Annotated in this window: 19 protein-coding genes; 8 read left to right on the top strand and 11 right to left on the bottom strand. The window is 71.3% G+C overall.

Annotated features, from left to right (window positions below; genetic code table 11):
* Position 1 precedes the first annotated feature (1 nt).
* The 8 genes from HALOF300_RS08665 to HALOF300_RS08700 form a co-directional block, all read right to left on the bottom strand.
* The gene (locus tag HALOF300_RS08665) at positions 2-3100 is read right to left on the bottom strand and encodes a glycoside hydrolase family 2 TIM barrel-domain containing protein (protein ID WP_156740555.1); all 3099 of its coding nucleotides are present in this window, start codon (positions 3098-3100) and stop codon (positions 2-4) included.
* Between the two features lie 3 nt (positions 3101-3103).
* Positions 3104-3985, bottom strand: coding sequence for an aldo/keto reductase (locus tag HALOF300_RS08670; protein WP_231955155.1), 882 nt, complete (start codon positions 3983-3985; stop codon positions 3104-3106).
* Positions 3986-4007: 22 nt separating this feature from the next.
* Positions 4008-4913 (bottom strand): carbohydrate ABC transporter permease, encoded by a 906-nt coding sequence (locus HALOF300_RS08675; protein WP_156740557.1) that lies wholly within the window; start codon positions 4911-4913, stop codon positions 4008-4010.
* Positions 4910-5806, bottom strand: coding sequence for a carbohydrate ABC transporter permease (locus tag HALOF300_RS08680; RefSeq protein ID WP_156740558.1), 897 nt, complete (start codon positions 5804-5806; stop codon positions 4910-4912). Before HALOF300_RS08680 ends, HALOF300_RS08675 begins: the two co-directional genes overlap by 4 nt.
* Positions 5807-5920: 114 nt before the next feature.
* Positions 5921-7267 carry an ABC transporter substrate-binding protein gene (locus HALOF300_RS08685; RefSeq protein ID WP_156740559.1) on the bottom strand — a complete coding sequence of 449 codons (1347 nt, stop codon included), beginning with the start codon at positions 7265-7267 and terminating at the stop codon, positions 5921-5923.
* A gap of 217 nt (positions 7268-7484) precedes the next feature.
* Positions 7485-9137, bottom strand: a complete 1653-nt coding sequence (locus tag HALOF300_RS08690) for a type 2 periplasmic-binding domain-containing protein (RefSeq protein ID WP_156740560.1) — start codon at positions 9135-9137, stop codon at positions 7485-7487.
* 64 nt (positions 9138-9201) lie between these two features.
* The gene (locus tag HALOF300_RS08695) at positions 9202-10119 is read right to left on the bottom strand and encodes a carbohydrate ABC transporter permease (RefSeq protein WP_231955156.1); all 918 of its coding nucleotides are present in this window, start codon (positions 10117-10119) and stop codon (positions 9202-9204) included.
* Positions 10116-11084, bottom strand: a complete 969-nt coding sequence (locus HALOF300_RS08700) for an ABC transporter permease (protein WP_156740561.1) — start codon at positions 11082-11084, stop codon at positions 10116-10118. The genes HALOF300_RS08695 and HALOF300_RS08700 overlap by 4 nt, the downstream gene beginning before the upstream one ends.
* Before the next feature lie 274 nt (positions 11085-11358).
* Here HALOF300_RS08700 and HALOF300_RS08705 point away from each other — a divergent pair, with 274 nt between their 5' ends.
* Genes HALOF300_RS08705 through HALOF300_RS08730 form a run of 6 tightly spaced genes read left to right on the top strand, consistent with a single transcriptional unit; the run spans position 11359 to position 18531 of the window.
* Positions 11359-13866, top strand: a complete 2508-nt coding sequence (locus HALOF300_RS08705) for a glycosyl hydrolase family 95 catalytic domain-containing protein (RefSeq protein ID WP_197522410.1) — start codon at positions 11359-11361, stop codon at positions 13864-13866.
* On the top strand, positions 13863-15068 hold the full coding sequence (locus HALOF300_RS08710; RefSeq protein ID WP_156740563.1) for a CaiB/BaiF CoA transferase family protein: 1206 nt from the start codon (positions 13863-13865) through the stop codon (positions 15066-15068). The genes HALOF300_RS08705 and HALOF300_RS08710 overlap by 4 nt, the downstream gene beginning before the upstream one ends.
* Positions 15065-16183, top strand: coding sequence for an extracellular solute-binding protein (locus tag HALOF300_RS08715; protein WP_156740564.1), 1119 nt, complete (start codon positions 15065-15067; stop codon positions 16181-16183). The genes HALOF300_RS08710 and HALOF300_RS08715 overlap by 4 nt, the downstream gene beginning before the upstream one ends.
* Positions 16170-16628 (top strand): MaoC family dehydratase, encoded by a 459-nt coding sequence (locus tag HALOF300_RS08720; protein ID WP_156740565.1) that lies wholly within the window; start codon positions 16170-16172, stop codon positions 16626-16628. Before HALOF300_RS08715 ends, HALOF300_RS08720 begins: the two co-directional genes overlap by 14 nt.
* On the top strand, positions 16625-17464 hold the full coding sequence (locus HALOF300_RS08725) for an amidohydrolase family protein (RefSeq protein ID WP_156740566.1): 840 nt from the start codon (positions 16625-16627) through the stop codon (positions 17462-17464). Before HALOF300_RS08720 ends, HALOF300_RS08725 begins: the two co-directional genes overlap by 4 nt.
* Positions 17464-18531, top strand: coding sequence for a Gfo/Idh/MocA family protein (locus HALOF300_RS08730; RefSeq protein ID WP_156740567.1), 1068 nt, complete (start codon positions 17464-17466; stop codon positions 18529-18531). The genes HALOF300_RS08725 and HALOF300_RS08730 overlap by 1 nt, the downstream gene beginning before the upstream one ends.
* Before the next feature lie 44 nt (positions 18532-18575).
* Here the strand turns inward: HALOF300_RS08730 and HALOF300_RS08735 are convergent, their stop codons facing one another.
* On the bottom strand, positions 18576-19622 hold the full coding sequence (locus tag HALOF300_RS08735; protein ID WP_156740568.1) for a LacI family DNA-binding transcriptional regulator: 1047 nt from the start codon (positions 19620-19622) through the stop codon (positions 18576-18578).
* Between the two features lie 79 nt (positions 19623-19701).
* Here HALOF300_RS08735 and HALOF300_RS26960 point away from each other — a divergent pair, with 79 nt between their 5' ends.
* Both HALOF300_RS26960 and HALOF300_RS08740 read left to right on the top strand, forming a co-directional pair.
* Positions 19702-21777 (top strand): hypothetical protein, encoded by a 2076-nt coding sequence (locus tag HALOF300_RS26960; RefSeq protein WP_197522411.1) that lies wholly within the window; start codon positions 19702-19704, stop codon positions 21775-21777.
* 23 nt (positions 21778-21800) lie between these two features.
* Complete coding sequence (locus tag HALOF300_RS08740; protein WP_197522412.1) at positions 21801-22793, top strand: glycoside hydrolase family protein; 993 nt, start codon at positions 21801-21803, stop codon at positions 22791-22793.
* Between the two features lie 34 nt (positions 22794-22827).
* Here the strand turns inward: HALOF300_RS08740 and HALOF300_RS08745 are convergent, their stop codons facing one another.
* The gene (locus HALOF300_RS08745; protein WP_156740570.1) at positions 22828-24900 is read right to left on the bottom strand and encodes a beta-galactosidase; all 2073 of its coding nucleotides are present in this window, start codon (positions 24898-24900) and stop codon (positions 22828-22830) included.
* 90 nt (positions 24901-24990) lie between these two features.
* Positions 24991-26337, bottom strand: a complete 1347-nt coding sequence (locus HALOF300_RS08750; RefSeq protein ID WP_156740571.1) for a glycoside hydrolase family 140 protein — start codon at positions 26335-26337, stop codon at positions 24991-24993.
* Positions 26338-26430: the final 93 nt, after the last annotated feature.

The raw sequence follows: 26430 nt of genomic DNA on the forward strand, positions 1-26430 counted from the left end.
GCTATTGCTCCTTCTGGGGCTGGAACATGGTGCTGAACGTCAGGGCGAACCGGGTGGGCTCGGGATGCACCCGGTACCGGTCGGGGGTGGCCGGCCCGCAGGACGAGCTGCCGAGGCCGTGCTGAGCCAGGTCGAGGTGCAGGTACAACCGGTCCTCGGGGTGCAGGTCGTGTGGGTGCTTCGCGGCGTCGAGCGCCTCCGTGGACCAGCGCCGGGCCGTGAAGTCGAACGTGGGCGAGCCGGCCACGCGCAGGCCTGGCGAGTCGGCGCCGGTGAGCTCGAGCCAGCGGGCGCGGTGCCGGTTGCCGGTCTCCTGGGGCACCAGATATTCGAAGCCGAGGTCGTCGACGGACTGGGCGTACCGGCCCACCTTCGCCGCGGTGAGGGAGTCGATGTAGGACTCCCCCGGCCCGAGGCCGAACCAGGTGGCCCGGGCCACGGCGGCGGGCAGTCCGAGGCGTACCCCGAGCCGGGGCAGGGTCACCTCATGGTGGCCGTACGGGACGTCGTGCCAGGGTCCGTACGGGGTCACGTCCACGGTGAGGGTGACTTCCCCCGGGTCGTCGGCGGGCGGCGCCGTGGGCCCGCTCCCGGCGGTCCAGGTGTAGGCGATGTCGAGCCCGAACGGCTGCGTGGCCGGGGCGAGCCGAGCGCGGACGCACGCGCCGCCGTCACCGATCAGGACGTCGGTCACCGAGTGCAGCATCCGGTCCAGCCCGACGGCGCGCCACACCTTCGCGAGGTTGTTCAGCTCTCCCTGGCCCCGGTCGTTCTCGGTCGGTGCGCGCCAGATGTCCAGGCGGAGCCCGCTCACGTCGAGCCCGCCGAGGCTGATCAGGTCCCCGGTCCGGGTGTCCAGCACCGCCGCCCCCACGGCCAGCGTGCCCGGATCCGCTGAGGCAGCGGGTTCCGCCCGGGACAGAACCGTAGAACCGTCTGACCCGGGCGTACTCTTCTGGCTCAGCGTGCGAGGACGCGCGTGCTGCGCCAGTTGGCCCTGACCCCAGCCGACCTCGTGGCCGGCGGCGGCCCACGGCGTCGCTTGGGCCAGGCGCGCGGAGACGGTCAGCCAGGTCTCGCCCTCGCCGGCCGCCCCGAGGTCCACGGCCTCGGGCAGCTCGACTCGCGTCTGCTCCCCCGGCGCGAGCACCGGCACGACCATGTCTCCGACGGCGAGCGCGACGCCGTCGCGGGCGAGCTCCCAGGTGAAGGCGAGGTGGCCGGTGTCGAGCACGTCGTAGTGGTTGCGCACGGTGATGCCGTCGGCGTCCACGTCGAACCTGACCGGCTCGAGCACCTTCGCCAGCTCGAGCAGGCCCGGCGAGGGCACCCGGTCCGGGCGGACGAGCCCGTCGATGCAGTAGGAGCCGCCGTTGGGCCGGTAGTCGATGTCGCCGCCGTGGCGCAGGTACTCCACGCCGTCTGGGGTGCGACCGCGGAACCCGTGGTCGATCCACTCCCACACGAACGCGCCCGCCATCCGGTCCGAGGACTCCAGGATCTCCTGGTAGTCCGCGAGCGAGCCGGGGCCGTTGCCCATCGCGTGCGCGTACTCGCACAACAGGAACGGCAACGCCCGACGGCGGTGCTCCAGTTCCGCGTTCTCGGCCAGTGCCTCGGGGGTCTCCTCGGTGCGCTCCGCGATCGCGGCCAGGTCATCCAGCGAGGGGTACATCAGTGAGTAGAAGTCGGACTGCGCGTAGGTGCGGTCGCGCTCGTAGTGCAGCGGCCGGCTCGGGTCCCGGTCCCGCAGCCACGCCTCGATCGCGGCGAACCCGGCGCCGCCCTCGCTCTCGTTGCCGAGGGACCAGATGATCACCGACGGGTGGTTCTTGTCCCGCTCCACCATCCGGGCGGTCCGGTCCAGCAGTGCTGGGGTCCAGGCCGGGTCGTCGGGCGGGTTGCCCTCCCAGCCGGCGTAGATGAATCCGTGGGTCTCGATGTCGGACTCGTCCACCACCCACAGCCCGAGCTCGTCGCACAGGCGCAGGAACTCCGGGTGCGGCGGGTAGTGCGACGTGCGCACGGCATTGATGTTGTGCGCCTTCATCATGAGGATGTCGCGGCGCATCAGTTCGACGCTGACTGCGCGTCCGTGGTCCGGGTCGTGCTCATGCCGGTTCACTCCACGCAGGTGCACCCGGACGCCGTTCACGCGCAGGACGCCCTCGGCCACGCTGATCGTCCGGAACCCGATCGCGAGCTCGATCCTCTCCCCGCCGGCGTGCACCGTGCCCCGGTACAGGCGCGGCGCCTCGGCGCTCCACGGCCGCACGCCGTCGATCGTGGTGGCAGTCCCGGCGGGTAGTGCGGCCACGCCCAGCTCCGGGACGTCCACCAGGGCGAGCACCGGTGCACCGTCGACATCGGTGGCCTCCACCCGTAGTGTCCCGGCCCCGGTGCGGTGGTCGTAGTCGGCGTGCACGTACACGTCGTCGACGGCGGCAGGCCGCTCGAGCAGCTCGACGTCCCGGAAGATCCCGGGCAGCCACCACATGTCCTGGTCCTCGAGATAGCTGCCGGAGGACCACCGGTGCACCCGGACGCAAAGCACGTTGGTCCCCTCCCTCAGCGCCGGCCCGATGTCGAACTCGAACGGCAGCCGGCTGCCCTTGGAATGGCCCAGTTCCACCCCGTTCAGCCATACCGCCGCGCAGGAGTCGACTCCCTGGAAGCGCAGCACGGCGCCCTCCCGGCGCCACCCGGCGGGCAGCGTGAAGGTGCGCCGGTAGTCGCCGGTGGGGTTCGCCGTCGGGGTGTGCGGCGGGGTGATCGGGAACGGGAACGCGGTGTTCGTGTACAGCGGGTCCCCGTGGCCACGCAAGACCCAGTGCGAGGGCACGTCGATGCGGCCCCAGTCGCCGTCGTCGAGGTCCGGGTCCGCGAACCCCGGGCCGGTGCCGGCCGCGGTGTCGGCGAGCGTGAACGCCCAGTCGCCGTTCAGGCTCAGCCGGGCCGCGTCGGAGCTGAACTGCGCGCGCGGGCGGCGCCGGCCGACGCCGGGCACCGGGTCGTCGTGGTAGCCGAGCGGGACCGGCGGCGCCTCACTCCCGGGCAGCGGGGGGCGGTCGGCGAGCGAGGCGTCGGTGCTGGTCTGCATGGTTCAGTCGTCCAGGGTCGAGGGCGGTGTGCCGAGTCGGTCGATCTCGGTCCAGAGATCCTCGGGCACGTCGGTGGCGAGCAGGGCGTCGGTCTGCGCGAGCCGTTCCGGTGAGCGCACCCCCACCACGGTGGATGCGACGTGCGGATTGCGCATCGAGAAGTGCAGCGCGGCCGCCGCCACCGGCACGTCGTGCGCCGCGCAGACCAGCTCGAGTCGGGCCACCCACGCCAGGAGTTCGTGTGGCGCGGCCCGGTAGGCGTAGGTCGCCCCGGCGTGGGCGCCCGCAGCGAGCAGCCCGCCACCGAACGGGGCGGCGTTGAACACGGTCATCCCCTGGCCGGCGGCCTCGGCGATCAGGTCGGCCGCGGACCGGTCCACGAGCGTGTACCGGTTGTGGGTGAGCAGCACCTCGAACACACCGGTGCGGACGTACTCGGTGAGCATCGCCGTCGGGCCTGCGGCCACGCCGATGGCGCCGACGGCGCCCTGCTCGCGCAACTCGATCAGGGCCCGCACGGCCCCACCCGGCCCCATCGCCTCGGCGAAGGTGATCGTGTACTGGTCGTGGAGCTGGTACAGCGGCAGCGTGTCCAGCCCGAGCCGGGCGGTCGACTCCTCGAACGAGCGCAGCACCCGGTCCCGGTCGAAGGCGCCGGTGGCCAGGTCCCGGTCCGCCTTGGAGATCACCTGCACGCCGGCCGGGACCCCGCCGAGCTCGGCGATCGCGCGGCCGAGGAGCACCTCGGACCGGCCACCGCCGTACATGTTCGCGGTGTCGACCAGGGTGTGCGCCCCGGTGAGCAACGCCCGGGCCGCGGCCAGGTCCGCGGCGTCAGCTGCGCCGTCGGGCCCGTGCCCCAGGCCGGACGTGCCGAGCGTCACCGGGGACGGGGTCTGGAGTGGGTCAGCCTTTGAGCGCACCGGATGCCATCCCCGCCATGATCTTCTTGCTGAGGAACAGGAACACGGCCAGCGTTCCGAACACGTTGAGGCAGATCGCGGCGAAGAGCGGCCCATACTGCATGGCACCGTACTCGCCGCTGAAGTTCAGCAGCCCCACCTGGATCGTGGCCAGGTCCCGGTTCGTGACGAAGGTCAGCGCCACGAGCAGGTCGTTCCAGATCGAGAAGAACTGCACCAGTCCGATCGTCAGGATCGCGTTGGAGATCATCGGGAGACCGATCATCCAGAAGGAGCGGATCATGCCGGCGCCGTCGATCGTGGCGGCCTCGAACACCTCGCGGGGGATGGCCCGGAAGTAGGCGGCCATCATGAACACCGTCAGCGGCAGCCCCATAGCGATGTAGGTGAGGATCAACGGCCAGATCGTCTGGGTCAGGCCCAGGTTGAAGTACGTGATGAACAGCGGCACGAGCAGCATCTGCCCGGGGATCATGATGCCCGCGACGAACATCAGCAGGATCGTCGAGCGCCCCTTCCAGACCATCACCTCGAGCGCGAACCCGGCCGCCACACCGAACAGGAGCAGGAAGAACAGTGCCGGCACGGTGGCGAGGATCGAGTTGCGCACGTTCGAGGCGAAGTCCCCGGTCACCCAGGCCTCGACGTAGTTGCCGAAGTCCCAGGAGGTGGGCAGCGCCCACACGGATCCGGTGACGAACTCGTTCTGGGTCTTGAACGAGCTGAGCAGCATCCAGATCATCGGCAGGATCTCGACGGCCACGATGACGAGCACGAGCAGCCGGACCGGGAGCCGGGCGAAGAACCGGCGGGCGCCGCCGGGGCGGCGGGGCGGCTGGCTGGGACCGGCCGGTCCGACCAGCGGGCGGGCCTGGGTGAGAGTGGTCATCGGGCGGCCTTGTCTGCGGTGATGTCCTTGCGGGCGGAGCGGAAGATCACGATCGTGACCAGGAACGCGATCACGGTCAGCGCGAGCGCGAGGGTGGAGCCGTAGCCGTACTCGTTGTAGGTGAACACGGTGCGGTACATGTACAGCGTGAGCGGCTGGGTCTCGGTGCCCGGACCACCGTTCGTGATCGCGAGGATCGAGTCGAACACCTTGAGCGTGGAGTTCACCGCGAACACGACGGCCGAGAGCAGCACCGGCAGCGAGAGCGGGAGCACGATGTGCCGGATCAGCCTGGCTCCCTTGGCCCCGTCCATGCGAGCGGACTCGATGACCTCCTCGGGGATGTCCACCAGGCCCGCGAACAGGAGCACCGCGAAGAACCCCATCGAGCGCCACACGTCCATCAGAATGAGCACCAGGAACGAGGTGTCCCCGCTCGCGAACCAGTCCAGCGACTGGCCGCCGAACGCCTCGATGATGGAGTTCACCGGGCCCGGCGTGGGGTGGATCCCGAACAGCCGCTTGAACAGCACCCCCACGGCCACGGTCGGCAGGATCACCGGGAAGAACACGATGGTGCGCAGCAGCGCGGAGCCCTTGCGGAGCACGAAGACGTAGAGGATCGCCAGCAGGTAGCCGGCGGCCACCTGGAGCCCGGTCGCGACCAGGGCGTACTTCAGCGTGAAAGCCGTCGCCTCCCAGAACACCGAGTCGCCCACCAGGCGGGTGAAGTTGCCGAAGCCGACCGGTTCGTAGCCGCGCAGCACGTTCCCGTCGAAGAACGTGAGCCCGAGCGACCACAGGATCGGCACGAGCTTGATCAGCGTGTAGAAGGCCAGCGCGGGGGCGAGCAGGATGACGATCGCCTTCCGGTCCCCGAGGACGTCCCTCATGTGTGCGCCTTCCGGGTCAGGCGGCCGGTGGCCGCCGCTGTCTGATGCTTCGGGCCGGGCCCGACGGCGGTGGGTGCGCCTCGTGGTGGCGCGCACCCACCGCCGTGGCTGCGGTCACTGGGCGGCGTCGACCGCGTCCTGGATCTGGGCCATGTAGTCCTCGGGTGAGATGCCGCCGTCGACGAGGCTGCCGGCGCTGAGTCCGGCGGCGTCGCCGAAGCGCTGGTCGAACGGACCCTCGAGCCAGATCACCGCGTCCTGGGCGTCCACCATGCGCTCGGTGACCTCGGCGACGAGCGGCTCCACGCCGTCGACCTCGGTGTTCTGCACGAAGCCGGAGATCGCGCCCTGGTTCTGAAGGAGGCTGGACCCGTAGTTCTCGGCGATGCACGCGAGCCAGGCGCCGACCTTGTCGTTGTACAGGGACGCGGACACGGCGGTGACGGTGCCGGTGTTGGCCGGATAGTCGTCGATGCTGCCCGCGCCGCCCTCGACCTCGGGGAACGGGAAGAAGCCGATGTTGTCCACGCCGACGGTGTTCTGCTCCTCGTCATAGACGTTGGACAGCACCCACGAGCCGTTGTACATCATGGCCGCGGTGCCGCCGAAGAACTCGGCCGTGACGGTGTCCATGTCCCGGGAGACGATGCCCTGCCCGAAGTAGCCGGCTTCGCCCAGCGCGGCGAGTTCCTGCGCGGCGATGAGGTAGTCGGGGTCGGTGAAGCTGGCCGAGCCGTCGGAGACCTGGGCGAGCGCGTCCACGCCGTTCGCCCGGGCGAGGTAGGTGCTGATGTACCGGGTGATCGTCCAGCCCTGGGCACCGGAGGCGGTCAGCGGCTGCACGCCGGCCGCGTCGAGGGCGGTGGCGGCCTCGGTGAACTCCGCCCAGGTGGTCGGGACCTCGAGGCCGTTGTCGGCGAGGATCTGCTTGTTGTACCAGAAGCCCTCGATGTTGTACTGGAACGGCAGCGAGACCATGTCGCCGTAGATGGCGTTGACCGTTGAGGCCGCGGCGGGCAGCACGTCCTCCCAGACGCCCAGGTCGGTGAGGGTCTCCTCGAGGTCCAGCAGTGCGCCGGACTCGTACATGTCGCCGCCGACCTTCGACTCGCTCGTGGGCGAGACGAACATGACGGGCAGTGCGTCCTGGCTCGCGAGGACCGAGACCCGCTGGTTGACGTCCGCCTGCGGGATGGTGTCGATCACCAGCGGCAGGGCCTCGTTCTCGGCGGCGCACTGGTCCTCGCTGAGCCGGGTGAGCTCGTCGCGGATCTGCGGGTTCTCCACGGTGGTCAGGAACGTGAACTCGGTGGCACCGCCCTGGTCGTCACCGCCGCCGTCCGAGCCGCCACCCGCGTTCTCGCCGGCCGGTGAGCAGGCGACGGCGAGCAGCGAGAGCGCGGCGAGTCCGGCCATGGACGAGGCCAGGCGCGTCCGCCGACTACGGATCCTTGCGGACATGTTTCCTCCTTGAAACGGGTGCTGCGGGGTGTGAGTGAAGCGATTCAACGGCGAGCGTAGGTGTGCGAATCGCGACCTGTCAAGTCTGTGCGTTACTGAATAGATATGCGCAAACGCGGACGCCGCCTGGCCACGCACCCCGCCACGCCTGCGCCTGGCCCCCACGCGACGACGGCCCGGCGCATCACGCAACCGGGCCGCCGTCCAGGGATTGTCGCTAGTTCGACGCGTCCCAGGCGGTCTGGTAGATCTCGAGATAGCGGTCGCTGCCGCTCGCGACGAGAGCTTCCTGGAACGCCTGCCAGTCGGCGTCGTTGTCGATGTCGCGCACGCCGGTCACGAACTCGGCACTGGCCTGCAGCACGAGCGACTCGACGTTGGTCTGCACCGTCGACAGCTCGGACGAGTCCTCATCGGGGATCCAGAGGTTCCAGTACGGGAACGCCTCGGTCGGGCTGTTCGCCGCGTAGGGCTCGGTGGCCTCGAACAGTCGACGCTCGTACCCGGCGAGATCGTAGACGTCCTCGGAGACCACCTGGGCGCCACGGAACTCCGTGCTGCCGTAGTACTGCGCGAGCGGACCCCAGGCCACGTTGGCGTTCTCCGTGGCCTCGGCGCCGCTGAGCCGGTGCCGCACGTACAGCGGCTCGAGCGTCTCGTCGAGCGCGACGTCACCCTCGGCGGGGCGGTCCCAGGCGACGCCCTCCTCGCCCCACTCGGCCCGGAGGTGGTTGTCGTAGTCGATCATCCAGTCGACGATCTGCACGAGGCTGGCGGCGTCGGAGTCACTGGCGTTGTTCGTGATGACGAGCGTCGCCCCCGGCACGGACGAGAGCAGTTCGGAGGCGGGCGAGCCGTTCGGCCCGGTCAACGGTGCGACCGGGTCGTACTCCGCGTCGCGCCCGTCCTCCTGCCCGATGGTGACGAACACGCCCGGGTGACCGACCGTCGCGGCCCCGAGGATCGGGTCACCGGCGACGTCCCCCAGCGCGAGGAGCGCGTCCTGGTTCTGCGTGAACGCCGCCTCGTCGACCAGGCCCTCCTCGTAGAGGGAGTTCACGTACTGGAGCCCTTCCCGCCAGCCGTCCAGAGTCGCCTGCAGGGTGACCGTGTCACCGTCCAGCGCGAGTGAGGCCGGGATCGAGCCGTCCGTCGTTGAGGACGGCATGTACACGAACGGGTTCATCAGGAACGGCAGCACGGAGTTCGCGCCGGGCGAGCCGGAGAGCGGTACCTCGTCGGCCTGGCCGTTGCCGTTCGGGTCGGAGTCCCGGAAGGCCGTCAGCACCGCGCGGAGCTCGTCGGGAGTCGTCGGTTGTGCCATGCCGACCGCGTCCAGCCAGGCGGAGTTCAGCCAGAGCTTCGAGGGGTAGCTGCAGTGGAAGCAGTCGTTCCACTGCGGCAGCCCCCAGACGTTGCCGTCCGGCGAGGTCGCGAGCTGCTCCCACTCGGGGGTCTCCTCCCAGGCCTGCATCAGGTTCGGTGCGTTCTCCTCGAGCAGGTCGCCGAGCGGCCGGACCACACCCTGCTCGCCGAACTTGAGCAATTCGGCCTGGGTGAACTGGTCGACCCAGGGGATCATCAGGAACGCGTCCGGATAGTCACCGCTCACGAGCGCGATCTGACGCGCCTCGGAGGCCGCCCCGGCGTCCCAGGTGGTGGTCTCGAACTGCAGGTCGACGTCGAACTCCTCCTCGAGGAAGAGCGTGAACTCGTTGGTGTTGAGGTCCGACTCCGCGCCCTGCTGGCTGAAGATCGTGATGACGCCGTCGTCGACGGGCTGCTCCGCCTGCGGCGCGCACGCGCCGAGGGTGAGGGCCAGTCCGCCGACGGCGACGATCGCCGTCGCGGTCCGGTTGCGGCGTGTCATGTGGTGCCTCTCTTCGTCGTGAGGTGGTGCCGCCGGGGGTCGACGGCTCGGTAGGTGCGGGGGGTCAGCCCTTCACGGCCCCGAGGAGCAGACCCTTGGTGAAGTAGCGCGCCACGAACGGGTAGATGAGCATCATCGGGACCGTGGAGACCACGATGAGCGAGTACTTGAGCAGGTTCGCGAGTTGTTGCCGCTCCAGCGCCGAGGTGGCATCGCCACCGGCGTCGTTGTTCAGGATGAGGATGTTCCGGAGCACCAACTGCAGCGGGTACAGGGCGTCGTCGCGCAGGTAGATCAGCGCGTCGAAGTAGGAGTTCCACTGCACGATCGCGTACATGAGCGCGATCACGGCGAGCATCGGTGCGGAGAGCGGCAGCACCACCTTCCACAGGATCCGCAGGTCGCTCGCACCGTCGATCTCACCGGCCTCGCGCAGCTCGTCCGGGATCGCGGTCCGGAAGTAGGTGATCGCCAGGATCGCCGGCCAGACGGCCACCGCGTTCGGGATGAGCAGCGCCCAGCGGGTGTCGAGCATCCCCATCGCCTGGACCACGAGGTAGGTGGGGATCAGGCCGCCCGCGAACAGCATCGTGAACACGACGGCGCCGGTGAGCACCTTGCGCCCGACGAAGTCCGCGCGCGAGAGCGGGTAGGCGAGCATCACGGTGAGCGTGACGCTGATGGCTGTGCCCACGATGGTGTAGAACAGCGAGTTCGCGAACCCGCTGAGGATCTGCGGACTGCTCAGCGCGACCTGGTAGCCACGCAGGGTGAACTCGACCGGCCAGAGGAACACCCGGCCGGCGGACACCGCCGCGGGGCTGCTGAACGAACTGACCACGATGTACCAGAGCGGCAGCAGCACCACGAGCAGGAACGTGGTGAGCAGGATGTAGACGCCGACCAGGAAGAACCGGTCCACCCGCGACTCGCGCACCTTGGTGGGCCGGCCCGCCCCGCGGATCCTCGTTGCGACGCTCACCAGAGTCCACTCCCCGTCACGCGCTTCGACACGGCGTTCACACCGAGCAGCAGCACCAGATTGATCGCCGAGTTGAACAGCCCGACGGCCGTGGCGAGGCTGAAGTCGGCGTTCTGGATGCCGATCTTGTACGTGTAGGTGGCGATGATCTCCGACTGCGACAGGTTCAGCGGGTTCTGCAGCAGGAACGCCTTCTCGAACCCGACGGCCATGATGCTGCCGACCGAGAGGATCAGGACCACCACGACCGTCGGCATGATGCTCGGCAGGTCGACGTGCCAGATCTTCTGGAGCCGGTTGGCGCCGTCGACCTTGGCCGCCTCGTAGAGGCCGGGGTCGACGCCGGCGAGAGCGGCCAGGTAGATGACCGCCGAGTAGCCCGCGGTCTGCCACACCTCGCTCCACACGTACACGTGCCGGAAGAAGTCCGGCTGGGCCAGGTAGTCGGTGGCGGGCAGCCCGAAGAAGCCGGTGATCCCACTGAGGAGTCCGATCCGGGGCGAGAGGATCAGGATCGCCATCGAGACGACGATGACCGTGGAGATGAAGTACGGCGCGTAGGTGACCATCTGGACCGTGCGTTTGAAGAAGCGCGAGCGGACCTCGTTGAGGGCGAGCGCCAGGATGATCGGGATCGGGAAGCTCGCGATCAGGGCGTACAGGCTGAGCAGGAACGTGTTGCTGACGATCGTGCCGAACACCGGGTTGGAGAAGAACCGTTCGAAGTGCTCCAGGCCCACCCACGGACTCGCCCAGATGCCGGCGATGACGTTGTAGGCCTTGAACGCGATGACGGCGTTCGCCATCGGCACGTACTTGAACAGCGCGAAGTACACCAGCGGAGGCAGCACGAGCAGATAGAGCTGCCAGTGCCGGCGGATCGATCTGCGCGTCCGGCCCGGCCGACCCCGGCGGTTGGCCGGCGGCGTGGTCGCCGCTGTTGCCGCCAGTGGTGTCGGCGCCATGGGTGTTCCCACGCCCGTCTGTACCACCGCTGAGTGCTCCTCTCGATGAGCTCGGCCCGTCGCGCCAGCCGCTGCCGCTCTAGGGGCGGGGCGGGGTGCACTCTGACCTCGTCGTCCGGTGAATCGTTTGTCTGGATGCTAGCCACCAGATCGGCGACGGCGCAACCCCCTCCGCGGATCCGGCATAGACTCTATGGAATCAGGTGTTGCCAGATGCCCCGTGGGACCGTCTATGGTGTCCTCCACCTAGTAAAATCGATTCTCCGAGGTGACGGTGTCGTCAGTATTCTCGTCCGAGGTGCCGCCGAGCCGGGCGACGCCATCGGCGCACCCGGTCCATCGGCTCGAGTTCGCCAGCCCGGCCGCCGAATGGGTCGAGGCGGTGCCGCTCGGCAACGGCCGACTCGGCGCGATGCTCTACGGCCGCGCCGAGCAGGAACTGATCTGGCTCAGCGAGGGATCGGTCTGGTCCGGCCCGGGCCGCCGTCCGGAGCCGCACCCGGTCACCGCGGACGTGGCCCGGGCCGCGATCGCGGCCTCGCGCGCTGCGGTTGCGGCGGGCGACCACGTGGCCGCCGAGGAGGCGCTGCACGCGCTGCAGCACTCCTACCCGCAGTCGTTCCAACCGCTGGCGAGGCTGCGCCGGACGGTCGGTGCCCCCGCGCCCGAGCCCGCCCCGCAGGCCGAGGTCGTCCCCGCGCAGGACGGTGTCGACGATTCCGCGGGTGCCGACGCCGGCTACGCACGCGGCCTCGACCTCCACTCCGCGGTGGCCTGGACCCGGGCCGCCGGCGTGGACCAGCGTGCCTTCGTGAGCGCCCCGCACCAGGTGCTCGTGGTCGAGGTGTCCGCGTCGGAGCGACCGGTGTCCTTCGTGCTCGACTCCCCACTGCGTCTGGAACATGCCGTCGCCGACGGCGCCGAGGCCTGGGCCGTGCTGCGGGCACCTGACGACGTCGTTCCCGCCTATCAGCGCGAAAGCGACCCCGTGCGGTGGGCGAGCGACCCGCGCGGCGTGCAGGCCGCCGTCGCCATGCGTGCGATCGGCGGAGCGGTCCGCAGCCGGGCCACGCCGGACGGCGTCGTGCTCGAGGTCTCCGGCGACGCCACCCTGATCCTGGCCGTCCGGACCACGTTCACCCGGCTCGGAGACGACCCCGAGCCCGATGTCACCACCGCATTGGCGCAGGCCCGGCGGCTCTGCCGGGACGCCGTCGCAACCGGGGTGGATCGGCTGCACGGGGACCACGTCGCGGCGCACGCCGAGCTCTACGACCGGGCCGAGCTGCGGCTCGGCACGGGCCCGGAGCCGGCGGTGGACATCTCCGCGGACACCGACGCACTGCTCGACGCCGTCGCCGACGGGGACGGTGCCCGCGCCGGTGTGGCACCCGAGCTCCTCGCCCTGCTGTTCCAGTACGGGCGCTACCTGCTGATCTCGAGCTCGCGGCCGGGTGGCACCCCGGCGAACCTGCAGGGCATCTGGAACCAGCAGCTGCAGCCGCCGTGGAGCTCGGACTTCACGATGAACATCAACCTCGAGATGAACTACTGGCTCGCCGAGACGACCGGCCTGCGCGAGTGCGCCGAGCCGCTGTTCGACCTCGTCGAGGCGTTCGCCGAGCGGGGCCGGGAACCGGCCGAGCGGATCTACGGGTCGTCGGGCTGGGTGGCGCACCACGCGAGCGACATCTGGGCGTTCGCCGACCCGATGGGTGACGGCACCCACGACCCGGCCTGGGCGTTCTGGCCGTTCGCCGGCGTCTGGCTGACCACCCACCTGGTCGACCGGGTCACCTTCGAACGCGACGACGCCGCGGCCCGACGCTTCTTCCCCGTCCTGTGCGGCGCGGCCCGGTTCGTCCTCGACTGGCTCGAGCCGCGCCCCGACGGCACGCTCGGGACGTCGCCGTCGACGTCGCCGGAGAACCGGTTCGTGGTGCCTGGCACCGACCGCGCCTGCTCGGTGGCCGCCGATTCCACGATGGACCTCGAACTGTCCCGGCACCTGCTCCGCTCGTTGCTGCGGGTGGCCGACGACTACCGCCTGCGCGACGACGCCGCGGACCTGTGCCAGGAGGCCGAGGCCGCGCTGCCCCGGATCGCCGAGGCCGGCGTCGACGGCGACGGGCTGCTGCGCGAGTGGGCCGACCTGGACCGGATGGCTGACCCGCACCACCGTCACATCGCCCATCTGGTCGGCGTGCACCCGACGGACGCGCCGCCGTCGGCCAGCCTCGCCGCTGCCGCGAGCCGCAGCCTGGACGCCCGAGGGGATGAGGGCACCGGCTGGTCGCTCGCCTGGAAGACGGCGATGCGGGCCCGTTTGCACGAGCCGGAGGCCGTGGGCCGGCTGCTGGACCTGTTCGTGCGTCGCAACATCGAGATCGAGCCCGGGCCGGGCGGCGGCCGGTGGCGCGGGGGCCTCTACCGCAACCTGTTCTCCGCGCACCCGCCGTTCCAGATCGACGGCAACCTCGGCGTGGTCGCCGCACTCGCCGAGTGCCTGGTGCAGTCGCACGCCGGCTACCTCGAACTGCTTCCGGCGCTGCCGCCGGACCTGCCCGACGGCGAGGTCAGGGGCCTGCACGCTCGCGGCGGCCTGGTCGTGGACCTGCAGTGGCGAGCCGGTGAGCTCACCGAGGCCCGGATCACGTCCGGCCAGGACAGCCCCCGGACCGTGCGCGTGGTGCTCGGATCACTTGAGCGTCTCCTCGATCTCCCGCCCGGCCAGACCCTGCGCCTGACCACCACCGACATCTCCCAGGAGCGAGCGTCATGACAGCCTCCCCGCAAGGACTACCCCGCCCGCTGGACGGGTTCCTGGTCCTCGACTTCAGCCAGTTCCTCGCCGGCCCGGTGGCCGCGCTGCGGCTGGCCGACCTCGGCGCTCGGGTCATCAAGATCGAGCGCCCCGGCGTCGGGGACATCGGCCGAGGGCTCGCATTCGCCGGTGCGCACGCGGGCGCCGACACCGTCTCCTTCCACGCGATGAACCGCGGCAAGCAGAGCGTCGCCGCGGACCTGAAGGACCCGGACCAGCTCGCGTTCGTGCGCCGGCTGGTCGAGCAGGCCGATGTCGTCGTCGAGAACTTCCGCCCGGGTGTGATGAAGCGGCTCGGCCTGGACTACGACACCGTCCGTGCGCAGAACCCGGGCGTGGTCTACGGCTCGATCACCGGCTACGGCGACGACGGGCCATGGCGGGACCGGCCCGGGCAGGACCTGCTCGCCCAGTCGATCGCCGGCCTGCCCTGGCTGCAGGCCGACCCGGAGCCGAGCCCGGTCGGCATCGCGATCGCCGACCACCTCGCCTCCTGCCACCTCGCCCACGGCATCACGGCGCTGCTGCTGCGGCGGCTGCGCACCGGCATCGGCGGGCAGGTGCAGACCTCGCTGCTCGAGGCGATGCTCGACCTGCAGTTCGAGATGCTGTCGGTGCGGCTGACCCAGCCCGGCGCCGTCGGTGCCCGGCCGCGCGGACCGCACAGCGCGCACACCTACCTGCCGGCCCCGTACGGCGTCTACCCGACCGCCGACGGCTACCTCTCGATCGCGATGAACCCGGTGCCGCAGCTCGGCGCCCTGCTGGAGATCCCCGAACTGGTCGAGCTGACCGAGCCCGAGTCCTGGTGGGAACAGCGCGGTCGCATCGAGACCCTGATCGCCGACCGGCTCAGGACCCGCGACACGGCGGACTGGCTCGCTGTCCTCGACGCCGCCGACGTCTGGTGCGCGCCGCTGCACACCCTGGACGAACTGGTCGAGCACGAGGGCTTCCGCGCGATCGACATGGTCCAGACGCTCGAGCGCGACGAGCGGGACGGCACCCGGACCGAGGTCACCACGACCCGGCTCCCGATGCGCCTGGACGGGCAGCGGCTCTGGGGCAGCGACGCGGCGCCGCTGCTCGGCGCGGACACCGACCGGGTCCGGGACGAACTGGCACCGGACCGGGAACCCGTGGCTGGGAGCGTCCCGTGACCGTGCGCCTGCGCGGCATCACCTGGGACCACGAGCGCGGCCGGAACAGCATCGTGGCCGCCTCGCGTGCCTACGCCGACGCCGGGCACGACGTCGAGGTCGAGTGGGAGGCCCGGACCCTGCAGGCCTTCGCCGACCAGGGCCTGGAGTCGCTGGCCCGCTCCTACGACCTGCTCGTCATCGACCACCCGCACATCCCGCAGGCCGCCTACGCCGGCCTGCTCGCGGCACTGCCCGACGGCGAAGGGCCGGCCGCGTTCGTCGGTCGCTCCGACGAGAGCTACCGCTGGCAGGGCGCCCAGTACGGCCTGGCGATCGACGCCGCCGCCCAGGTCGCGGCGTACCGGCCGGACCTGCTCCCGGAGCCACCGCGCACCTGGCCGGAGGTGCTCGACCTGGCCCGCACGGGTGCCGTGCTCTGGCCCGCGAAGCCGATCGACGCGTTCGCCTCGGCGTTCACGCTGTCGTCCGGTCTACAGGGCGCGGACGCCGGCCGGGCCGGTTTCGCCGACCCGGACGCCTTCGCGCAGGCGTGGGACCTGCTCGGCCGGCTGCGCGACCTGGTCCCGGTCGAGTGCCTGGCCGAGAACCCGATCCAGGTCGCGGACCGGCTGTCCGGTTCGGACCGGTTCGCCTATGCCCCGCTGCTGTACGGCTACAGCAACTACGCACGGCAAGGCTTCCGCGACCACGTCCTGCGCTGGAGCGACATCCCCGAGATCGACGGGCAGCCACGCGGATCGATGCTCGGTGGCGCCGGGCTGGCCGTGTCCGCCCGTACCGAGCACCCGGCGGCGGCGATCGCGTTCGCGACCTGGGTCGCCACCGGTGCGGTCCAGCGCGGGGTGTATGCACGCGCCGGCGGGCAGCCTGGGCACGTGGCCGCCTGGGCGGACGCCGGCCTCGATGAGCTGACCGGCGGCTTCTTCGCCGACACCCGCAGGACTCTGGACCGGGCCAGCCTGCGACCGCAGCATCCCGGGTACATGGCCGTGCAGGACGTCGCCTGCGCGCGGGTGCACCGTGGCCTGGTGGATCGTGAGAGCGCCGCCGAGGTACTGGCGGACCTGGACCGGATGTTCGCGACGTTGGGAGTGCAGCATGCAGGTCGTTGACCGATATCTGGAGGAGTACGCGGTCGGGGAGGTGCGGCGCACGCTCGGACGCACCGTCACCGAGGCGGACGTGGTCCTGCACGCCGGCCAGACCGGCGACTTCTTCCCCCATCACATGGACGAGCGCTGGTGCGTGGAGGAGGCCGGGCTGGCCGGCCGGATCGCCCACGGCACCCTGATCCTCTCGGTCGCCGTCGGGATGACCGCGGGCGACGTGAACCCGCAGGCGATGAGCTACGGCTACGACCGGATCCGGTTCATCAAGCCGGTGTTCCTCGGGGACACGATCACGGTCGAGGCGGAGATCGTCGAGGTCACCGACCACCCCCGCCGCCCCGAGCTCGGCCGGGTCGACGAGCGGGTGACGGTCACCAACCACGACGGCGATACGGTGCTGTCCCTGGTGCACCTCTACGTCGTCAACAAGCGAGGCGAACGGCCGTGATCGACGCCCACCTGCACGTCTGGGACCGAGCCAGGTCCTCCTACCGCTGGCTCGACAGTGCGCCGGAGCCGCTGCGCACCGACCACGACCTGGCGCGGGGCCTCGCGGCGCAGGCGCGGTACGGCGGGCGGCGGGCGGTGCTGGTGCAGGCGGACGAGACCCTGGACGAGACCGCCTACCTGCTCGAACTGGTCGCGGGCGAGGCGCGCCTGGCCGGGGCCGTGTGCTACCTGCCGCTGGAGGACCCGACGACGGTGGCGCAACAGCTCCCGAGCCTGACGGCGAACCCCGGCTTCGTCGGGGTCCGCAACCTCACCCACGACCGCCCCGACCCGGACTGGATCCTCGGCGCCGACCAGCGACGCAGCCTCGCTCTCCTCGAGGCGGCCGGCGTGCCGCTCGACTACGTGGCCGTGCTCCCCCGGCACCTGGAGAACCTGGTCACGCTCGCCGGCGCGCACCCCGGGCTGACCATCGTGCTCGACCACCTGGGCAAACCACCGGTCGGGCTCGACGACGACTTCCGCCGCTGGGCCGACCAGCTCGCCGGCGTGGCGGCCCTCCCGAACGTGGTCGCGAAGGTCTCCGGGATCTACCGGGCCGACCTGCCGGAGGCGGTGACGGCCGAGCAGCTCGCGGCTGTCCTGGCCACAGCGCTCGCGGCGTTCGGTGCGGACCGGCTGATGCTCGGCAGCGACTGGCCGGTGAGCACCGTCTCCGGCGGCGCCGATGCCACGATGAGCGTGCTGGTGGCCGCCGTCGACGCCCTTCCGCAGCAGCAGGCGAAGTCCCTGCGCCACGACACCGCCACCCGGGTCTACGGGCTGGCCCGCTGATGTTGCCCGAACGCGAACCGGACCCGGCCTACGTAGCCGGCCCCCCGAGCGACCCGCTGCCGATCGTCGTGGTCGGCGCCGGCGGCATCGCCCGGGACGCGCACCTGCCCGCCTACCGGAGGGCGGGCATGCCGGTGGCGGCCGTCGTCGACGTCGACGCCGCGCGGGCGGCCGAGCTCGCGGCCTCGTTCGATATCCCGACCACCCACTCCGGGATCGAGGCAGCGGTCGCCGCCCACGGCAGCGACGTCGTCTACGACGTCGCCGTGATGCCCGACGCGTTCGCGTCGATCCTCGAGGCACTGCCCGACGGCGCGGCGGTGCAGCTCCAGAAGCCGCTCGGCTACACCTACGCGCAGGCGCGCGCCCTCGTCGACATCGTCGAGCGCAAGCGCCTCACCGCCGCGGTGAACACCCAGCTGCGGTTCGCACCGCACGTGGCCGCCGCGCGCCGGCTGATCGCGGACGGCGTCATCGGCGAGCTCATCGACCTCGAGGTCCTGGTGCGGATCGAGACCCGCTGGGAGCTGTTCCCCAGCGTGTTCGGGCTCGAACGCATGGAGATGCCGATGCACTCGGTGCACTACGTGGACCTGGTGCGCTCGTTCGTAGGCGACCCGAGCGGGGTCAGCGCCGTCACGGTGCCGCACCCGCACAAGCAGCTGGCCAGCACCCGGACCGCGTACCTGCTGCACTACGCGGGCCGGCCGCTGCGGGTGACGATCAGCACGAACCACGACCACACGTTCGGCCCCGAGCACCAGGAGGCCGCCGTCCTCTGGCACGGCACCGAGGGGGCGATCCGAACCCAGCTCGGCCTGCTGCTGGACTACCCGCGTGGCGGGCCGGATCTGCTCGAGGTGAGCACCGGCACCGGCTGGCAGGCCGTCGACGTCGAGGGCTCCTGGTTCCCGGACGCCTTCATCGCCACCATGGGGGCGCTCCAGCGGTACGTCACCGGTGCGGCCACCACGCTGCCGACCTCGGCGAGTGACGTACTGCGCACCATGGCCGTGCTGGAGGCTGCGCACGAGGCGAGTCGGGCCGGCGGCCACCCGCTGCCGTGAGCCGACCCCCCGCCGTCGGCCACCGGCCACGCGCCGTCGGCCGATCAGGCTCCGGGTGGCGGCCCGGTCGACGCCCGCAGCACGAGCTCGGGGGTCGGGTCGTCGATGACGCGGCTGGTCGTGTCAGCGCCGTTCCTGCCGTTCCCGCCCGGGTCCGACGTCTCGAGACCGGCGAGCAGCACGTCCACGGCGGTGGCTCCGAGGACCTCCATCGGCAGGCGGATGGTGGTCAGCGCCGGAGCACACGTGATGGCCGGCCAGATGTCGTGGATCGCCACCACGGAGAGTTCCCCGGGGACGCCGATGCCCATCTGGGTCGCCTCGGTGAGCACCCCGATCCCGGCGTTCACGTTCCCGACCACGACCGCAGTCGGGGCCGGTTGGCGGCTGAGCAGCAGCCGGGCCGCGTCCCGCGCCGACCGGTAGGTGTAGCCCAGCGCCGTGGTGTGCTCGCGGGCCAGCGCCAGCCCGGCCGTCGCGAGGGTCTGCTCGACCCCGGACCGCCGCCGGTCGCTCGTGTCGGACGTCGGGACGCCACCGACGTAGCCGATGCTGGTGTGCCCGAGGTCGAGCAGGTGACGGGTCGCGAGCGCGCCCGCGGCGACGTCGTCGATCGCGATCGTGGCGACGCCGGACACCGGGCCGGAGTTGATCAGGACGGTCCGCTCCGGGTGGGACAGCGCCCGGGCGACCAGTTCGGTGGGGGCCTCGTCCCCCTTCTGCAGCAGGACTCCGTCGACCAGCCGCTCGCTCAGCAGCCGGGTGAACCCGTCGCTGCCGGGCTGCATCCGCGGGCTCGACGCGAGCACCACCGAGTAGTTGTGGTCCAGCGCGCGCGACTCCACCCCGTTGACGAGATCGGTGAACGTCGCGTTCGTGACATCCGGGACCACGAGGGCGAGCAGGTGCGTGCGGGAGCGGCGCAGCGACCGCCCGGCGGAGTTCGGTGCGTACCGCAGCAGCCGGGCCGACTCGAGGACCCGCTGACGGGTCTCCGGCCGGATCCTGATCGACGGATCGGAGTTGAGCACCCGTGAGACCACCGACACCGATACCCCGGCGTGGCCGGCCACATCCCGCAGCGTCACCATCCTCGGATGGTAACGGCGATGGCAAGGATCTGCACAAACGTTTCACCAGCATGTCCGCACCCGAACCCGGAGTCCTGAAGTGATCGACAGAGAAGCCGTTGTCCGCCGCCACACGATCCGCTACCGCGAGCCCAGGCCCGAGGAACCGGTGTCCCTCGGCAACGGCGAGTTCGCGTTCACCGTGGACCACACCGGGCTGCAGACGTTCGCCGACCGGTACGAACGGGACGCCGCCCGCGAGCGCGGTGAGGCCGCGATGCCGCTCGGGACCCAGGCCCAGTGGGGCTACCACTGGGCACCCAACCCGAACGGCTGGCAGCTCGAGGACACCCTGGAGCGCTACGAGAGCCCGCGCGGACCGGTGGCCTACCCCACCGCCTACGACTACCGCGAGGACCGGGAGGCCTCCGCGGCGTCCGGACGGGCCGCCGGGTACTACTACTGGACGAACCCGCAGCGGCTGCACCTGGCCCGGATCGGGCTCCTGCTCGACGGTCGGGCGCCGGCCTGGGAGCAGGTGCGCGCCGGCGCCCAGGAGCTCGACCTCTGGACCGGCCTCGTGACCAGCACCTTCGCGGTGGCGGGCGTCGACGTCCGGGTTCGCACCGCCGTCGACCCGGACCGCGACGCGGTCGCGTTCGAGCTCGACTCGACGCTGCTCGACCAGGGCCGGCTCGCCGTCGAGATCGCGTTTCCCGCCGTGGCGGAGACCTTCGAGGCGCCACCGGTCTGGGACCGGCCCCAGGACCACACGACCACCCTGCACCGCGACGGTGCCACGGCGGTCTGGGACCGCAGGCTCGACGACGCCCGGTACCAGGTCCGCGCGGCCGGCGAGATGACGGTCGCCGGGGACGGGCACCACTGGAGGCTGCGGTCCACCGGGTCGCGGCTGAGCGGCGTGGTCGAGTTCGCGGCCACCCTCGGCGATGACGTGCTCGCGGACGCCGACACCGTGTTCGCCCGCTCGGCACGCGGCTGGGGGGACTTCTGGCGCGGCGGGGCCGCGATCGACCTCGCCGGCAGCACCGCCGAACAGGCCCACGAGCTGGAGCGCCGGATCGTGCTGTCCCAGTACCAGACCAAGGTGCACTGCTCGGGCAGCACGCCACCGCAGGAGACCGGGCTCGTCTGCAACAGCTGGGGCGGCACGTTCCACCTGGAGATGCACTGGTGGCACGCCGCGCACTTCCCGGCGTGGGGGCGACCGGAACTGCTCGAGCGGAGCCTGGCCTGGTACGCCACGATCCTGCCGGTCGCCAAGGACATCGCGGCCGCCCAGGGGTTCCGGGGCGCGCGCTGGCCCAAGCACGTCGGGCCCGAGGGTGTCGAGAGCCCGAACGTGATCGGCCCGCTGCTGCTGTGGCAGCAGCCGCACGTGATCCACTACGCGCAGTTGCTCCTCATGGCGTCCGACGACGCCGCGGCCGTGCGCGAGCGGTACCGGAACCTGGTCGACGAGACGGCCGAGTTCCTCGCCTCGTTCGCGCTCGCCGGCTCCGACGGCGCCTACCACCTGCCTCCGCCGCTGATGCCCGCCCAGGAGGTGTACGGCGCGAGGGACACCTGGGACCCGTTGCTGGAGCTCTCCTACGTGCGCTGGGCGCTACGGGTCGCCCTGGACTGGCGGCGCGCGGACGGGCGCGCGGAACCGCCGGTATGGGCCCGGGTCGCGGACGGGCTGCGCCCGACCCTCAGCGCCGACGGGCACTACGACGCGGTCCAGAACCCGCCCCGGACGGTCTTCACCGACCACCCGTCGATGCTCGGCGCGCTCGGGGTGGTCCCGGACACCGGCGCGCTGGACCACGACGCGATGCTGCGCACCCTGGAGCGGGCGTGCGAGCGCTGGGACTGGCGCAGCGCGTGGGGCTGGGACTTCCCGATGATCGCGATGTGCGCGACCCGGCTCGGCCGCGCCGACATCGCACTCGATGCGCTGCTGCGCGACGAGGGAAAGAACACGTTCCTCGCGAACGGGCACAACCGGCAGGTGCCGCACCGGATGCCGCTGTACCTGCCCGGCAACGGCGGGCTGCTGATGGCCGCCGCACTGCTGTTCGCCGGGTGGGTGGACGACGGCGGCACGCACCGACGCGTCGACCTGCCGGCCGGGTGGTCGGCCGAGACCGATGGCTTCCCGGCGCGCCCGTGACCACCCGACCGGAGGAGAGCCCCATGACCGCGGACCTGACCGCCCGTCTCGCGACCCCACACAAGGAACCCGAGCTGGTGCTCGCGCCGAGCCTGCGGGACGGCGACTTCTTCTCCCTCGGCGTGGACTGCCCGTTCGTCTTCAGCCACGACGGCGCACTCGGCATGACGGTCGTCGGCTGGGACGGTGTCGGCTACCAGACCGGCCTGTCCTGGTTCGACGGCGCCTCGTGGTCGGCGCCGGAGCTCATCCTCGCCCGCGACCCGTCCTCGCCGCACCGCCGGTACAACGCGGCCCTCACCTCGATCATGCGGGACGAGGACCTGCGCGGTCCCGGGGAGCTGCTGGCGGTGGACGGCTGGTACTACGGGACCTTCCACGCCTACCCGGCGGCGGGCTACGAGGCGGGTCCGGGCGTGGTCGGCATCGTCCGCAGCCGCGACCTGCGCACGTGGGAGGAGTACGGGGCACTGCTGCGGCCCGAGGACGGGTCGCCGTGGGAGCGCGGCGGCCTGTACAAGTCCTGGTTGATGCGCTCGGGCGGCGAGTTCTGGCTGTTCTACAACGCCAAGGATGCCTCGCCCCGTGGCTGGCAGGAGCAGACCGGCGCGGCCCGGTCGACCGATCTGCTCGGTTGGGAGCGAGTCGGCACCGAACCGCTCCTGCGCAACGGCCCGCCCGGCGCGATCGACGACCGGTTCGCCTCCGACCCGTGCGTGCTCCGCGACGGGGACACCTGGGTGATGTTCTACTTCGGCCTCTGCAGCGATGGCAGGGCCCGGGAGACGTTCGCCTGGTCGGACGATCTGCGCACCTGGCACCGGTCCGAGCAGGTGCTGATCGACGCCGGCCCGCCCGGAACGGTCGACACCACCTACGCCCACAAGCCGGCCGTGATCACCCGCGCCGGCCGCCTCGAGCACTACTACTGCGCCGTCGCGCCGCTGGACGAGCCGGTCCGGATCGGCGACCACCTGCAGCGGGAGCGGCGCGGCATCGCCGTCGCCCGCTCCTGACTGCGTCCGGCCGGCCGAACCGGCGGCCGCACGCTCAGCCCTGGCCCAACGGCTCCCAGAGCAGCCGGACGTCCCAGCCGCACAGTTCCAGCGTGGGTCGGCGCCCGCCTTCGGCGTCGCTCTGGCCCTCGGGCCACGGGATGGTGACCGCCTCGCCCGACCAGTTGAAGTAGAGGTGCACTCGCTCCCCTGGACCGGTGGCGGAGGTGTGCGTGACGGACTCCGCCGCACTCGCGAACGGCCGCAGGCCGCTGCGCTGCGCGGCGCGCCCGATGAGGTCGACGGCGGCCCGTTGGTCCGGCACGAAGCTCACCGTGCTCACGCGTCCGGTGCCGCGCGCCACCGTGGTCGCGGCGGCGAAGGCCCCCAGCTCGGGGTGGTCGTAGCGGGCCAGGACCTCGGCTTCGCCGGTGTTCTCGCCGTCGATCTCGAGCAGTTCCGCCCATCCCTCGGCGGCACCGATCGGCTCGCCGGACGCGTTCGCGACGGGCACCGGCTCGAGCAGGGTCGTGAACTCCTGGTAGCCGGCGCCGGCGAGGTCGGTCAGGCCGCCCGGTTGCGGCGCCCGGCGGACCACCGCCCACTCGTCGGCGTACCCCGAGCGCGGACCGAGGACGAGGTGTCCACCGGCGGCGACGTAGTCGCGCAGCGTCGCGAGCACGTCGTCACCGGCGGCGTACAGGCCCGCAGCGATCAGGAGCGGGTAGGACCGGGCCAGCTCGGCGCCGCCGGGCAGCGCCCGGTCGTGCAGGACGTGGCTCTGCAGCCCGGCGTCGAAGGCGCCCCGGTAGAACGCCTCCACGATCCGGTGGTAGCTGCGTGAGCCCGGCGCCGCCCGCTCGTCCGGGAAGGCGGACTCGAAGGAGAGGGCGTACTTCGACGGCGTCGAGAACACGATGGCGACGTCGGCGTCCGGGGTGGTCGCCGCGACCCGGTCGCCGAGGTGCCGGATCTCCTGGCCGAGCTCGGCGATATTGCGGTAGACCCGGCCCGGGCGCTGGTCGTGCGGGAGCACCCCGACCCAGTGGGTCTCGGTCCCGAAGTGCGTGGTGTGCCAGTGCCAGTACTCGATCAGCCTGGCGCCGCGGCTGATCATCGCCCACGCCGCCTGCCGCCACTGCCCGTCCCAGCCGGGCTCACTGATGCTCGAGGTGTTGATCGCACCGGCGTTGGTCTCGGTGACCAGGAACGGCGCCCGCCGGGAACCGAACATGCGGTCCGCGGACAGGAACACGCTCCAGGTGCCGTCGGTCATCCACCCCTGCGGGCGGACCGGCGCCGGATGCCGCAGACCGTCCTGCATCCGGTAATAGGCGTTCCCGGAGGCGATATCGAGCTCGCCCGCGATACGCAGGTCGTCGGCGGCCGGGCGGTCGTAGGCGATGCAGGTTGTCAGCCACTGGTCCGGGCGGGCCAGTTCCCGCACGATGCCCGCCTGCCAGCCGATGAACTCCCCGACGACGTCCGCCTGGAAGAGCCGCCAGGCCAGGGCGTACTGCGGCTGGGCGTTGCCGTCGGGACGCCACAGGTCCGCCCAGGACGAGAGCCGATGCGACCAGTACGCCAGGCCCCACCGGTCGTTGAGGTCGGAGACGCCGTCGAACCGTTCGGCCAGCCACGTCCGGAACGAGGAGAAGACGCCGTCGTTGTGCAGCAGGAGTAGCCCGGGCTCGTTGTCGAGCTGGTAACCGACCACGGCGGGATGCTCGCCCAGGTCGGTCACGATCCGCCGGATCACCCGCTGCGCGTAGTGCCGGAACGTCGGGTTGGTGACGTCGATCTCCTGGCGCGCACCCCAGCCGAGGCGGACTCCCCGGCCGGCCTCGGCGGCGATGTCCGGATGGGCGCGGGCCAGCCATGGCGGGACCGCGTAGGTCGGGGTGCCGAGGATGACGTCGATGCCGTGCTCGGCCGCGGCGTCGAGGACCTCTCGCATCCACGCGGTCTCGATCCGTCCGTCCTCCGGCTCCCACGTGCTCCAGGTCGACTCACCGACGCGGATGACGCTGAAGTCCGCCTCCCGCATCAGCCGCAGGTCCTCGGCCAGGCGCGGCGTGGGCTGGTACTCCGGGTAGTAGGCCGCGCCGAACCCGATCGGTGCCCTCATCGCCCGACCCTCCCCTTCCGTAGGTGCCGTCTCGCAACGGTAAAACGTTTCTCCGACCGTAGTGAGGAGAGCTCGGACAGCGCAAGCAGGTCAGGACTCGGGGACATCCAGCACCAGCACCATGTCGGTGTTCCCGTTCACACCGACGGGGGGCGTGAAGCGGAGGTTGCCCTTGTTCGCGAGCACCGTCTCGCCCACGAACGCACCGGTGATCGGATCCATCCACCGCATCCGCAGTTCGTCCCCGGCAAGGACGTCACCGCGGAGCTCGTACGGTCGGCCCGTGAACCGGTACGCGAACAGGAACCGAGCACCGCGGGTCACGACGAGCCGATCCTCTCGCGCGCCGGGATCGCCCACGATGACCGTCTGGTCCGGAACGCGTTCGACGTAGGGATAGGCGAGGACCAGGTCCTTCAGGTGCTGCAGGTCCTGCGAACCCGGGGCCGCCAGCCCCTCCCGCCAGTCCATCGTGACGCCGTACGCCGGCGGATACTCCGGCTTGTGGACCTGGATGACGGCGTTGTGGCCGTAGGTGTGCCCGGCCGCCCCCGCGAACACGGCCCAGTACGCGAACCGCCTGGAGTCGTCGTGCCCCCAGTAGCCATGGACCGGGTCGTGCAGCCCGCGCGGGATCGCCTCGTAGCAGGGTTCGCCGTCCACCGTGGGCCTGGCCGGGTAGCGCTGGTAGTCGTGTTCCACGTAGCGCCAGTTGTCCGGGCCCTTCCAGGTCGCCGGGTCGTCGTTCCAGACCTGTTCGTAGTCGCGATGCCCGGACTGGAACATGTTGAAGTCCAGCCAGTGCTCGGTGTGGAACCACGTCGACGACTGGCACCGGCCGAACGGATGGAACGTGATCGGGCTGGTCGGGTCGTTCTTGCGTAGGGCCGCTCCGAGCCGCTGCCAGGCAGGCATCCGGGCGCTGCCGTGCAGGTCACCGCCGTTGAGCCAGACGATGTTCGGATGGCGGCGGTAGCGGCGTGCGAGCCAGGTGCCGTAGGTCGCCACGGACTCGTCGGAGTGGTCCCCATGCGCGAGGTTGCTGCCCCAGATCGGAACGAGGGCCAGGTAGATCCCCCACCGGGCCGCCAGTTCGAGCACGTCGTCGAGATGGTCCCAGAACGAGACGCCCGCCAACCCCGCCGGCAGATCCGCCGGGCGGGTGTCCGGCCGGGTCAGGTCCTCGTCGATGAAGGGCAGCCGGCCCGCCTGCGTGGCGCTGGACGGGCTGTGGATCACCATCACCTGTGCGACGTTGAAGCCCTTCGCATGCCGGTCCGCGAAGTACTCCTCGGCCTCGTCCAGCGAGAGCCTGGTCAGGAGCAACCAGACCGTGTCGGCCTGCCAGAAGAACGGGGTGCCGTCCTCGTGCTGGAAGTAGTGACCGTCCGCGGATGACTCGATCCGTCCGTGTTGCCACGGCTGCTCGACCTGCATGTACGACTCCTTAGAGAGTGGTTTGCCAGTAGTTTGTGCGCACGGCTCGGCCGGACCATGAGGTCCGCGGCACCTCGATGCCCGGGACCGTCA

The sequence above is a fragment of the Occultella aeris genome (assembly GCF_902703175.1).
Classification (GTDB): Bacteria; Actinomycetota; Actinomycetes; order Actinomycetales; family Beutenbergiaceae; genus Occultella; species Occultella aeris.

What these genes read in the sequence shown, in the direction of transcription:
- HALOF300_RS08665 (WP_156740555.1), bottom strand. Translation starts at nt 3,100, where the DNA reads ATGCAGACCAGCACCGACGCCTCGCTCGCCGACCGCCCCCCGCTGCCC.
- HALOF300_RS08675 (WP_156740557.1), bottom strand. Translation starts at nt 4,913, where the DNA reads ATGACCACTCTCACCCAGGCCCGCCCGCTGGTCGGACCGGCCGGTCCC.
- HALOF300_RS08680 (WP_156740558.1), bottom strand. Translation starts at nt 5,806, where the DNA reads ATGAGGGACGTCCTCGGGGACCGGAAGGCGATCGTCATCCTGCTCGCC.
- HALOF300_RS08685 (WP_156740559.1), bottom strand. Translation starts at nt 7,267, where the DNA reads ATGTCCGCAAGGATCCGTAGTCGGCGGACGCGCCTGGCCTCGTCCATG.
- HALOF300_RS08690 (WP_156740560.1), bottom strand. Translation starts at nt 9,137, where the DNA reads ATGACACGCCGCAACCGGACCGCGACGGCGATCGTCGCCGTCGGCGGA.
- HALOF300_RS08700 (WP_156740561.1), bottom strand. Translation starts at nt 11,084, where the DNA reads ATGGCGCCGACACCACTGGCGGCAACAGCGGCGACCACGCCGCCGGCC.
- HALOF300_RS08710 (WP_156740563.1), top strand. Translation starts at nt 13,863, where the DNA reads ATGACAGCCTCCCCGCAAGGACTACCCCGCCCGCTGGACGGGTTCCTG.
- HALOF300_RS08720 (WP_156740565.1), top strand. Translation starts at nt 16,170, where the DNA reads ATGCAGGTCGTTGACCGATATCTGGAGGAGTACGCGGTCGGGGAGGTG.
- HALOF300_RS08730 (WP_156740567.1), top strand. Translation starts at nt 17,464, where the DNA reads ATGTTGCCCGAACGCGAACCGGACCCGGCCTACGTAGCCGGCCCCCCG.
- HALOF300_RS08735 (WP_156740568.1), bottom strand. Translation starts at nt 19,622, where the DNA reads ATGGTGACGCTGCGGGATGTGGCCGGCCACGCCGGGGTATCGGTGTCG.
- HALOF300_RS08740 (WP_197522412.1), top strand. Translation starts at nt 21,801, where the DNA reads ATGACCGCGGACCTGACCGCCCGTCTCGCGACCCCACACAAGGAACCC.
- HALOF300_RS08745 (WP_156740570.1), bottom strand. Translation starts at nt 24,900, where the DNA reads ATGAGGGCACCGATCGGGTTCGGCGCGGCCTACTACCCGGAGTACCAG.
- HALOF300_RS08750 (WP_156740571.1), bottom strand. Translation starts at nt 26,337, where the DNA reads ATGCAGGTCGAGCAGCCGTGGCAACACGGACGGATCGAGTCATCCGCG.